The following is a 12766-nucleotide window of genomic DNA, read 5'->3' as shown; positions in this document are numbered from 1 at the left end:
GAGTGAACAATTGATTTACGGGTTCTTACGGTACGGCAGGTAATACAAAATTAGGACGGCGGCTAGTGATGAACGTACATAACTTGGGTCAGGTTGTGCATCATTTTGGCTGGCCCACTTTATCAATTTCCGTGCGGTAGGCGGCTTCCGTCCGTTTGAAATCGCTTGGGGTTAGTCCCACCAATTGCTTGAATTGATTGGACAGGTGCTGCGTGCTGCTGTAACCCAGCCGCCAGGCAATCTCACTCAGGGTTAACTCGCCATACCGCAAATACTCTTTTACTTTCTCAATTTTCTGAGCGATGACGTACTTCTCGATGGTCAGGCCTTCCACCGCCGAGAACAAATGACTCAGATACGAATAGTCGTAACCGATCTTCTGCGTCAGGAAATCCGACAGGTTCTGGTGTTCCGGCCGTTCGCGCCGGTCGTGGTGTACTTCGTTGACAACGATGGCTTTGATTTGTTCTACCAGCACGGCCTTCCGGTCTTCCAGCAACTCGAAATCGTTTTCGGCCAGGGCCTGCCGGATCTGGTCCATCGAAACCGTCGCGGGCAGTTCGCCAATCTCCACTTCCCCCAGTTCCACGTGCTGAACCTGGATTCCGAGTTCTTCCAGAATCTCGCGGACAACGCGCTTGCACCGGCCGCAGACCATGTGTTTGATGTATAGCTTCATACGTCTTGTTCAGATTTTAAGTTTGTAGCGAAAACCCGCGTAAATCATCCGGCCCGTAATGGGACCCCAGACGCGGGCGGCCGCGTCGAAATCCCGTCCGAACGGATCGTTGGCGCCCACGATGGGGTTGGCCTGCCGGAAATTACCGAGGTTTTCACCGCCCAGGTACACCTCCCACAACCGGAATGATTTGCTGACCTGGGCGTTGATGTTGTAAAAACCAGGCGCATTTTCGCGGGGCATGTTCTGGTAGCCGGTGTGTTCGTAGCCTTCCCGTAGGTACGGTATCCGGCGCGGGCCGTTCCACTGCACCGTGAAATCAAACTTCCATTTGTCGTACGGCAGGGCATACCCGGCATTGAACAGCACCCGGTCGCGGCTCACCATCATGCGCGGCAGCAGCAGGCTTTCGCCAAAGGTCATGCCCATCGACTGCCGAACGTCGAAAAGCCGGTACGCCAGTTTGACTTCCATACGCTTGATGGGCTGGTAATTAAGCTCGGCCTGAAAGCTGTTGGAAAACGAACGGGCTTTCACCCCCGGCGCCGACTGGCTCGACAGGTAATAAAAATGGAGTTCGCGCGGGTGTTCCAGGTCGGCAATCAACTGGTTCTGGAAGTTGGTGCGGTAATAATCCAGCACCAGCGACGCCCGCTGTCCAAACAGCATAAACTCCTGCGCCAGACTGGTTCCGTAATTCCACGATACTTCGGCCTGGGGTTTGCCGTCAAAATAAACCGTCCGCGAACTGACCAGGTAACCGTAATTTTCGGCCAGCGCGTTGGGCGTCCGGAAGCCCCGGCCCGCCGACGCCCGGAGCGTCAGGTTGGGGTTCAAGTCGTATTTGGCGTGGATGCGGGGGGTAAACTGCGTGCCGAACAGGTTGTGGAAATCCAGCCGCGCACCGGCCACCAGCGTTAGTTTGTCTAGGTATTTGTAGGTGTATTCCCCAAAAACGCCCGGCACCGACTCGGTTCGCGTCATGAGTGTATCCCGGTATTTTTCGCGGTAATCGTCGAGCAGGTAGCTCGCGCCCAGCTTAAACGAATGGGCCGTGTTGTCGATAATCGACTGGTAAATGAGGTTTCCGTACAGCGACTGCTGCCGACCGTCGTAGGGCGTAAAGCCAAACACCGAGTTTTGCTCGTGGTGCACGGCGTTCAGGATCAGGCCCAGGCCGCGGTACGGTTTTTCGGGGTACAGACGGGCGGTTTTGGAAAACGCTTCCAGCCGTTTGGTGGTGTTGGTAAACCGGTACGTCGGGCCACTGCTCCGGCTTTCGGTGGCCTGGCCCCCCGTCCGGTCTTCGTGCAGCGCCTTCACGCCGAACTGCGTCATAAACCGTTCCGTGCCGTATTTGGCCCGAATGATCCCGTTATACTGGTTGTAGAGCGGTAAATCCAGAAAGTTGTCGCCGTTCTGATCGATGCGGTTTTGCAGGGTGCTGGCGTGACCCAGAAAGCCGACGCTCCATTTTTCCGTTAACGGTTTCGACAGATTCAGGTTGCCTTCCACGCGCCCGAAACTGTTGACGTAAGCATTGGCCAGTACGCGTTCCTGCGCATCGGGTTTCTGCAATTCTACGTTCATGGCCCCCGACATGCTTTCGTAGCCGTTCACAACCGATCCCGCGCCCTTGCCGATGTCGATAGCCGAAATCCAGGTGCCGGGAATAAAGTTCAGGCCGAAGGTTGAAGCCAGCCCGCGGATGGTAGGAATGTTCTCGACATTGGTTTGCACGTAATTACCGCTTAGGCCCAGCATCTGAATTTGCTTGGCCCCCGTCACGGCATCACTGTACGACACGTTGACGGACGCGTTGGTTTCAAACGACTCCGAAAGGTTACAGCAGGCGGCTTTGGCCAGTGTTCGGGTTGTAATAATCTCGTTCTGGATGGGTGAAATACGGTCAATCTGCGACGAGGCCCCCTGAACGGTTACTTCCTGCAGGGTATTCTGGCTGGTTAGCACAACGTTCAGTGCGGTTTGGTCGGTAACCGCAATTGTGTCGGCTTGAAAGCCGACGAAACTGAACACCAGTTGATGGGTGTCGTTGGGGCGGGCAATTTCGAATTTCCCTTCCGCATCGGAAGTGGTGGAAACCGTGGTTCCGGCCCAGTAAATGTTGACGCCCACCAGTGGGGCGGTTTGGGAATTGACGCGCTCCGAAACCGTTCCGGTAATGGTTTGCGCATTGGCGTAAAAGAATGTAATGATGGATAGCAGCAGTGTCGCTAACCCCGTTTTATGGATGGAATGTGATTGCATAACAAGTCGACTTGTGATGAAGAAATCAGGAGCAGCCCATGCCTCTACCAGCACAGACCCTTATTCAGCACAAAAGACTTTTCTAAAGCAAAAAACTTTGGACAAACGAGAGCAGATCGCGTCCGTAGGGAAGGGGAGGAGAATCAATCCGGATTGCGGCCGCGTCGGTTTCAGCCGGAAGAAGGTCATGAATCAACCAGCTAACCAGGGCTACGGCGCCCATACCGGCCACTTCAGCGATTGATTGGAGGAATTTGGCAACGAGTTGGGTAATGGACGACGAAAAGTCAACATTCTCGTACCGTTGCTCTTCCTTGCAGCAATCCGTTCGTTTGACCACCGGACCGATGGACGCGCTCTTCGATACGGCAAACGTTTTCTTGCTGTGAACCGGGCAGCCGGCTTTGGTTTCCGGTTGGATGGCCAGGGACACTTTTTTGCCGCGCATCTGACACGTATGCTCAATCAGGCCAATACCGGTACTGCTCAGCAGCACGATGCAGGCCATCAGGAGGTTAACGTATCGGAAGAGCGTGTTTTTCATGACAGTTCAAAAGTAGAGCTTCCCGCTGGCAAAAACAAGTGCAGGATTTTGCGATACCGTACAGGATTTTGTGATTTTGACTGGTTAGCCAGAGCGACCAACCTGAAAGTAGACAAAAAAAGAGGTGAAACAAGCGTTCCACCTCTTTATTGATACAATAATTAGTACGTGACGAATTAATAACCGGCGTTCTGCTTCAGCACATCGGCCCCGAGAATATCGATCTGGCTCTGCGGAATCGGCAGGTACTCGTTTTTGTTCGGGGTGAATTTGGCACCACTGCCGAGCGCACCTGGCAGGAACTGGCTGTCGTATTTCAGGTAATCGTTAACCTCTTTCTCCGCCGTTCCCCAGCGTACCAGATCAAAGAACCGGTGGCCTTCCATGGCCAGTTCCAGTTTCCGTTCAAACCGCACGGCGGCCCGCGCTGCATCCTTGGTAGCGAAAGCCGAAGCTGGATACTCACTGATGACGTATTTCGCTGCGGGCTTGCCTGCATTTACAACGAAGCCCTCCGGATTGGCCGCCCGTTTACGGACTATGTTCGTGTATTCAAGGGCTTTAGATAAAGAACCTGCTTCAATTTCCGCTTCAGCCGCCATCAGCAACACGTCAGCGTACCGGATAATGGTGTAATTCATGGCCGTGTAAGCGGGGGTCCAGGAGCTTTTGTCGACCAGCGATTCGTCAGCCTTATACCATACGTATTTTTTCGTAATGTAAGGACCAGCGTTAGGCTGGTTGCGAATCCAGTCGTAGCCCGGCATTACGATCCAGTCCAGGAAGGGAATACCCCGACGACCGATGGTATGGTCAAGACGCGGGTCAACGTTGCCGGGATCGGGTGTAAACGCTACATCCGACTTGATGCCCATGTCATTTTTCAGCGCGTTAGCTGGCAGGTTATACGACTTATCCAGCAGGGGCAAACCGTTCGCGTCGGTACGGTAAGAGTTAGCCAATTCGAAGCTCGGCGCAAAGAATCCGCAGCAGCCCGCCGGACCGTTCGGACCCGTATTGTACGGATAGTTCAGGTCGAACTCGGGGTTGGCGTTGTTGACGCTTCCCGTTCCTGAAGCCGACTGAACCGCAAAGACCGACTCCTCGTTGTTGTCGTTAGCGGGACGATACAGATCGGCGTAACGGGGTACCAGGCCATATTTCTTGCCGTTAGACGTTTTTCCATTGGGAATGATTAGGTCGTACAAGGCTTTGGCTTCGGTGAACTTTTTCTGGTACATGTAAATTTTCGCCAGATAAGCCGCTGCCGCCCATTTATTGGCCCGTCCTACAGAGGCCTGTGTTTCCGGCAAACTCTCGTAAGCGAACTTCATGTCAGCTTCAATTTTCGGCCAGATGTCCTGATCATTCTTTACTTTCTCGATGCCCGTGCCGTAATCCACGGTTTCGTCTACGTAAGGGACGTTGTTATAACCCCGTTTCAGTTCAAAGTAAAAATGCGAACGCAGGAAGCGGGTTTCGGCTTCAATCTGGGTTTTGTCCGATGCGCTGACGTCAGGACCGGCGTTGGGCAGCAAACGCAGAATAGCGTTGGCGCGCGCGACTCCTTCGTAGTTTCCCTGCCATTTCTCGAGGATAACCCCCTGGCTCGGCAGGTATTCGAAACGCTGAATGGGGTTGATGTCGCTGAAGTCACCAGGGTCTGTTCCCTTGTTGGCGTCTCCCCCGCGAATACTGCCCCAAACCCAGTTGGAAGGGCTCGCCATCCGCTGTTCGCGCCCGTTCAGCTGCCCATAGACGGAAATCAATGCACCATCCAACCCTTTTTTGGTGGTGAGCTGGGTACTGCTCACCTGACCCGTTGGCAACACCTCCAGGAACGAGTCCTTGCAGGAGTACCCTACCAGAGTGAGCGTTAAGGTAACGGCTGTGGTGACAGCCACTTTGTTATATATTCTTTTCATTTTTTGTAAGTAGCTTATACTAAATCAAACTGTAGATGGGTACAAATTAGAAGCCAATGCTCAAACCGGCGGTGAAGCTTCTGGTGATCGGGTAGTTACCCACATCGATCCCGAAATTCGTATCGGCATTTCCCCCTACACCTGGATCCAGACCCTGGTATTTCGTGATGGTGAAGAGGTTATTGGTTGAAACGAATACCCGGGCACGTTGTATTTTGAGTTTGTTGATCAGACCCGGTGAGAAGCGGTAGCCCAGCGTAATGTTCTGCATCCGCATGTACGAGCCATCTTCCACAAAGAACGAGTTGGACTGCGAGTTGGTGCTGAAGTTCGAAGCGCTTTCGAAAATGGGGATATCCGTGTTCGTATTGGTCGGCGTCCAGGAATTTTTCACGCGTTCGCTGATGGCTGCTCCCGAGAATGTCGGGTAGAAGTCGGTAAACAGTTTCGAAACGTTGAAAATCTTGTTGCCCAGGAATGCGTTCATGTACGTCTCCACTTCGAAATTTTTGTAGGTCAGTTTCAGGTTCAAACCGCCACTGAATTTCGGAACCGGGCTGCCCAGGTAGGTCCGGTCAGCATCGTTGATAACGTTGTCGCCGTTCAGGTCAGCATACCGGAACCGACCAACCCCTTTTCCTGCTTGTTCAGGTGAAGCGGTAACTTCTTCCTGATTCTGGAAGAGTCCAAGTACTTTGTAGCCGTAGAACGAGGAGATTGAGTAGCCGATCTGGTTACGAATTGGGTTGATCCCCCGGAAGCCTGGGTTTACATCCGTAATGTAGGTCTGACCGGGAGAGAGGGCAACAATTTTGTTGTCCAGAATACCACCCGTCAGGTTGACTTCGTAGCCGAAATCGTTGTTGAACCGTCCCCGGGTAATGATTTGCAGGTCAATCCCTTTATTGGACATTTTACCGATGTTAACGAACGGTGCCGTTGCCCGGAAACCAATCGTGGCTGGAATGGGGACGCGAAACAACAGGTCTTTGCTGTCTTTTTGCCAGAAATCAAGCACGATATCCAGTTTGCCGTTGAAGAAGGTACCATCCAAACCGATGTTTTTGGTGATACTGGTTTCCCAGCGGGCATCGGGGTTACCAATCCGGGTCCGGTAATAACCTTCCAGCGTGCTGGTGTTGGTACCGTTGAGGTCATACGCCGACTGCCCAATGTTGGCGCCGTACAAGCTATACTGGTTGTTGGGGTCGACGTTGTTTGAGTTACCCATGGTTCCGTAACCCCCGCGTACTTTCAGGTCGGTGATCCAGGTGACACTCTTCATGAATTCTTCCGAAGAAAGGCGCCAGGCGGCTGAGAAGGCTGGGAAAACCCCGTACCGATTGTTGGCACCGAACCGCGACGAACCGTCCCGACGAATTACGCCGGTAATGATGTATTTGTCATTGAAGTTATACACCGCCCGGCCAAAGAGCGAATAGAAATTAACGCCTTTGAAATAGCTACTGTTAACAACCCGGCCCGAAGCGGAGGTTGTAGACAGCGTAATGTAATCGGGGTCGATTGAGAACGGATTTAAACCGTTACCGTTCATGTTCCGACCGGCACCGTCGTTGAGGGCTTCCTGACCGACGAGCAGATCAAGACCGTGCAAACCGAATTTTTTCTTGTAGGTAGCCGTGTTGGTTAAGGTCCAGCGGAACAGGTAGCCACCTCCTTCGTTGTAGCCGAAGCTACCGTTATTTTCCGAGTTTTCGTACTGGATACGGTTGTAGCCTACGTTATAGAAATTATCATATTGACCGCCGATGGAGCTGCGGAGGGTCAGTCCCGGAATTGGGTCGTATTCCAAATAGATGTTTCCAAACGCGTTACCGTTGAAGGCCCGGTTGTTTTTCAGGTTGTCGCGTTCGGCAACCGGGTTCCGCGGGTTGTTGAAGCCTTTGGCTGCCGTTCCGGCATATCCGCCAAATTCATCATAAATCGGGATAATTGACGGGATCCGAAAGGCACCCAGAATCGGGTTTTCGTCGGCGGCAACACCCTGGCCTCCGTTTCCTCCCATCTGACCGACAACCGAACGGTACGTAAACTGGAGGCTTTCACCAATCCGCACTTTGGGCGACAGGTCAAATTCCGTGTTTGTCCGGAAGGTATAGCGGCTGAAGTCATTGTATTTCAGGATACCCGCCTGTTGCTGAGCCGTAAAGCTGACGTAGTAGCGGGCGCTTTCCGAACTACCCGAAAAACCGAGCGTGTGGCGGGTCAGCGGAGCGTTGCGGGTAATGGCTTTGTACCAATCTGTTCCTTCTTTGTTGGCTCTGACGACCTGATAAATGGCCCCGCGTGAGGGGTCAATGTTGTACTTGGCACGTTCCGCTTCCAGATTAATCGTGCCCACAACACCTGAACGGCCCCCGACGTTGATGTAATCCGGAATAACCGGCTGCGCGCCGTTGCCAAACTGCGGATGCGTCCATTCTTTGTCGCCCGGTTTCCAACCCGAGTTCCGGAAGGCATTCCAGGTCCAGTTGGCAAAATCGGTCGGGTTCATCATCTGCTGACCCTGGCCTGGTGTGGTAATCCCATACTGGCCATCGTACGTTACGGATAATTTACGAGCGGTTTTTGATCCTTTCTTGGTCGTATAAACGATTACCCCGCTGGCGGCCCGGGCTCCGTAAATGGAAGCTGCAGCCGCATCCTTCAGAACCGTTGTTGACTCAATGTCGTCCGGCGCAATGATGTCCGATGAGCCGACCGGAACCCCGTCAACAACGATCAGCGGGCTGTTACCTCCAAAAGAACCAAAACCCCGGACCCGAACCTGACTGGCCGTACCGGGTTGTCCGTTGGTAATAACCGTCACCCCCGGAACACGACCCTGCAACTGCTGCTCGACGTTACCGGAAGGAACTGCCGTTAAATCTTTGGACTTGACCGTCGAAACCGCACCCGTCGTTTCACGGCGGTTATCGGTGGTATAACCTGTAACAACCACTTCACTCAGGGCGGTAACATCGTCTTCCAGCGCGATGTCAACGGTACTCCGGTTACCAACGGCCACTTCTTTCGATTTAAAACCGATGGCGGAGATGACTAGGGTAGGATTTTGGCCCCGGATGGAGAGCGCAAATTCGCCATTGGCGTCAGTGGATGAACCCGTGGTGGTTCCTTTTAAAACGACGTTTGCTCCGGGAACCGGACCGTCGGCACCTGTTACTTTTCCTGTGACTCGGCGCTCCTGGGCCATTACATTCATGCTCCATAACAGCACGAACACACCCACGCACGCAGACTGAAACAATCTGTAGAATTGTGCTTTCATAATAGGTTTTGTAATAATTGGTTTTATTTTCGTACTAAAATAAGTTGTCTTATCAGATACTTCAAAATTTTCTAAAGAATATTATAAAAATACGTGTCGCAACATTTTATTATAAGTTACCGGGATTTCCTTGTATTATATTGAATGTTAGCAAATTATGGAGCAGATAACGGGAGCTAGAAAGAGGATAATATTTTTTGGTACGAATTGATTATTAGCTTACTAGCAGTCAGAAACACAACATTTTCGTTTAATTTGTCTCCGCAATGATCTTTTTCTCCCTAACCCTGAGCAAGCTGAAAAAGTGAGTTTTCGGCTTCGCAATTCTTGGAACTATTCATTTTTGACTTTTTGTACTTTATCAATCTGGTATATTATTCTACAAGTATGTTCCGTCGGTTTATTTCCGGGCTGCTCTTCGCGTTGCTGGGCACCTTCTTCTCCTCCTGTCAATGGACTAACTCGTCACTTTTTAGCTTACTGCCTGCTAATGAAACAGGTATCCGTTTTTCGAATCAGATGCTCGAAAAGGACACCATGAGCATCCTGGACATCGACTACTTTTATAATGGGGGTGGGGTAGCCATCGGCGATTTCAACAACGACAGCCTGCAGGACGTCTTTTTTACGGGCAACCTGGTCGCTAACCGGCTCTATCTGAACAAAGGTGACTTTAAGTTTACGGATATCACGGAACAGGCGGGTGTTGGCGGAGCCGGCAAATGGTGCTCAGGAGTGGCGCTGGTCGACATCAATAACGATGGACTCCTGGATATATACGTCGGGGCAACCATCCGGAAATCCGCGCACGAGCGGGAAAACATGCTGTTTGTCAATCAGGGCTGGAAGGGTCAGAAGGACAACATCCCGGTTTTCAAGGAAATGGCCAAAGAATATGGCATTGCCGATGATGGATATACGACCAACGCGGCTTTCTTCGACTACGACAACGACGGCGATCTGGACCTGTTTGTGCTGACCAACATGGCCGAGAAGTATCCGAGTGCGTACCGCAAGAAAGTCACGGACGGCTCATCGCCCACCACCGACCGGCTTTATCGCAATGACTTTGATGCAAAACTTGGGCATCCGGTTTTTACCGATGTGTCGAAAGAAACCGGCATCCAACTGGAAGGATACGGGTTGGGCTTGAATATTTGCGACATTAACCGCGATGGCTGGAAGGATATTTACATTACAAACGACTTTCTGTCTGAAGATCATTTCTTCATCAACAACCAGAACGGGGGCTTTGACCGACCCGCCTTTTCCGACCGGGCCGGCGCTTTCTTCAAACATACCAGTATGTCGGCGATGGGCAATGACATTACCGACCTAAACAACGATGGATTGATGGATATCGTCGTACTGGATATGTTACCGGGCGACAACCAGCGGAAAAAAATGTTTATTCCACCGAACAACTACCAGAACTACCTGAACAACGAAGAATTTCAGTACCAATACCAGTACATGCGCAACACGCTGCAGATCAACCAGGGTTTTCGGCCCGGCACACGCGAACCGGTATTCAGCGAAGTGAGCCTGATGGCGGGCGTGGCCGCCACCGATTGGAGCTGGACTCCGCTGGCCGTGGACTTCGATCACGACGGCTTTCGGGATATCGTGGTCACCAATGGCTTTCCCAAAGACATTACCGACCGGGATTTTATGATGTATTACGCCAACAACTCGTCGGTCGCCACCAAAGAGTTTATGCTGAGCCAGATTCCGGTGATCAAAATCAACAATTACGCCTTCAAGAATAACGGGGGCAACCTGACGTTTTCGGATGTGTCCCGCGAGTGGGGGTTACAGACCCCGGCGTTTTCGGGCGGGGCGGCCTACGGTGATCTGGACAACGACGGCGATCTGGACATGGTGATCAACAACATCAACGATTCCGCGTTTGTGTACCGCAACAACCTGGTGGAGCAGAAACCGCAGCAGGCCAACTACCTCCGCATCCGCTTTAAAGGCAGCGAGCAGAACCGAATGGGTCTTGGGGCTTTTGTCGAACTCAAATACGGAAAAGGCCAGCAGCAGGTCTACGAACACACCATTTACCGGGGCTATCTCTCTACGATGGAGAATGCCGCCCATTTCGGCTTGGGTGATGCCCAGGTGATTGAGGAAGTTCGGATTAGCTGGCCCGCCCAGAACGGCAAACCCGGCAAGTCGCAAACGCTCCGGAACGTGAAAGCCAATCAAGTGCTGACGGTTGACGTGAAAAACGCAACCGAAACCGCCACGTTGCCGACCACCCCGCCCGCCGGAACCTTGTTTCGGGATGTGACGGACTCCCTCCAGGTGAAATTTGTGCATCAGGAACCGGAGTACATCGATTTTAACCAGCAAAAACTCCTGCCGCATAAATTGTCGCAGTACGGACCGGCGGTTTCGGTGGGGGATGTCAACGGCGACGGCCTGGATGATTTATTTATCGGAGGATCGCGAACGCAGAAGGGCACCTTTCTGCTGCAGACGGCGGCCGGAAAACTGGTCCCGCAGGATCTATTACCCGGCCCGGCGGGGGAGGCCAAACCGGAAGAAGACATGGGGTCCCTGCTCTTTGATGCCGACGGCGACGGTGACCTGGATCTGTACGTGGCCAGCGGGGGCTTCGAAGGGGAACCCAATTCGGCCGCTTACCAGGACCGGTTTTACGTAAACGACGGGAAAGGGCGGTTTACGGTGTCGGGTCAGGCGCTGCCGCAAAACCGCATGAGTAAATCGTGCGTTAAAGCCGCCGATTACGACCGCGACGGCGATCTGGATTTGTTTGTGGGCGGTCGCGTGGTACCCCAACAATACCCCCGTCCGGTTTCGAGTTTCATCCTGCGTAATGATTCCCGGCCCGGACAGCCGAAGTTTACGGACGTGACCAAAACCGTGGCGCCCGAACTGCAAAACATTGGTTTGGTCTGCGATGCGCTCTGGACCGATACCGACAACGATGGCTGGCCCGACCTGATGCTGGCGGGAGAATGGATGCCGCTGTCTATTCTGAAAAACAACCGGGGAAAACTGCTGATTGATAAACGCGACGGCGTTTCGTTCCAGACTCCCAAACTGGCCAACTCGAAGGCCGTTCCGACCGGCTGGTGGAATTCTCTGGTGGCAGCAGACTTCGACCGGGATGGTGATATGGACTACATTGCCGGTAACCTGGGCCTGAACACCCTGGCCCGCGCCAGTGAAACCGAACCGGTTCGGGTGTACGCCAAGGATTTTGACAACAACGGTTTTTACGACGCCATTCCGACGGTCTTTTTTCCGGACGCCGATGGCAAGCGCCGGGAATACCCCTTTAATGGGCGGGAGGATCTGATTCGTCAGATCATCGCCATGCGGGCCCGGTTTCCGTTGAACAAAGACTTTGCCGAGGCCACCATCGACAAACTGCTGAAGGAAGAGGAATTGAAGGATGCCATTGTGCTGGAAGCCAACTACATGAAATCGGCTTACGTGGAAAACAAAGGAGACGGGAGTTTTGAACTGCACGATTTGCCCATGCAGGCGCAGACGGCCCCGGTTTTTGGAATGCTGGCCGATGACTTCGACCACGACGGTAATCCGGACGTGTTGCTGGTGGGGAATGATTTCAGCAACGAACTGCTGGTGGGGCGGCTCGATGCCCTGAACGGCTTGTTTCTGAAAGGCGACGGCAAAGGTGGATTCAAGCCCCTGAATCCGGCCGCCAGCGGTTTTTACGTTCCCGGTAATGCCAAAGGGCTGGTACAATTGTCGGGGGCCAGTCCGGGGACGTCGTGGGTTGTTGCAACCCAGAACCGGGGGCCGCTCAAGGTGTTCCGCTCGGTCGCTGCTCCGCAAACCGTTCGGTTGAAACCGACCGACGTAGCGGCCACGCTGCAGTACGCAAACGGGCAAAAACAAAAGCTGGAGTTTTACTACGGGCAATCGTTTCTCTCCCAGTCAGCCAGGGAGGTTTCGATCGGCAAGGCGGTTAAAGCCCTGGAAGTCATTGATTCGAAAGGGGGGAAGCGGATGGTTGCGTTGCAGCCGCTGGCGCGGAAATAACGAGAAGAAGTCTTCGCCTT

Annotated in this window: 6 protein-coding genes; 1 reads left to right on the top strand and 5 read right to left on the bottom strand. The window is 53.1% G+C overall.

Annotated features, from left to right (window positions below):
* Positions 1-100 precede the first annotated feature (100 nt).
* The 5 genes from OQ371_RS24220 to OQ371_RS24200 form a co-directional block, all read right to left on the bottom strand.
* Positions 101-679, bottom strand: coding sequence for a helix-turn-helix domain-containing protein (locus tag OQ371_RS24220; protein WP_265990992.1), 579 nt, complete (start codon positions 677-679; stop codon positions 101-103).
* 9 nt (positions 680-688) lie between these two features.
* Positions 689-2947: a TonB-dependent receptor gene (locus OQ371_RS24215; RefSeq protein ID WP_265990991.1), complete on the bottom strand. Its 2259-nt coding sequence runs from the start codon at positions 2945-2947 to the stop codon at positions 689-691.
* Between the two features lie 82 nt (positions 2948-3029).
* A complete protein-coding gene (locus tag OQ371_RS24210) occupies positions 3030-3491 on the bottom strand; it encodes a hypothetical protein (protein ID WP_265990989.1) in 462 nt (153 codons plus the stop codon).
* Positions 3492-3667: 176 nt separating this feature from the next.
* On the bottom strand, positions 3668-5416 hold the full coding sequence (locus OQ371_RS24205; protein ID WP_265990988.1) for a RagB/SusD family nutrient uptake outer membrane protein: 1749 nt from the start codon (positions 5414-5416) through the stop codon (positions 3668-3670).
* 46 nt (positions 5417-5462) lie between these two features.
* Positions 5463-8705, bottom strand: a complete 3243-nt coding sequence (locus OQ371_RS24200) for a SusC/RagA family TonB-linked outer membrane protein (protein ID WP_265990987.1) — start codon at positions 8703-8705, stop codon at positions 5463-5465.
* 519 nt (positions 8706-9224) lie between these two features.
* Here OQ371_RS24200 and OQ371_RS24195 point away from each other — a divergent pair.
* On the top strand, positions 9225-12746 hold the full coding sequence (locus OQ371_RS24195) for a CRTAC1 family protein (protein WP_310586598.1): 3522 nt from the start codon (positions 9225-9227) through the stop codon (positions 12744-12746).
* The last annotated feature ends 20 nt before the right edge of the window (positions 12747-12766 follow it).

Origin of the sequence: Larkinella insperata, from assembly GCF_026248825.1 — a bacterium.
Classification (GTDB): Bacteria; Bacteroidota; Bacteroidia; order Cytophagales; family Spirosomataceae; genus Larkinella; species Larkinella insperata.
This window is presented reverse-complemented; position numbering and strand designations above follow the sequence as displayed.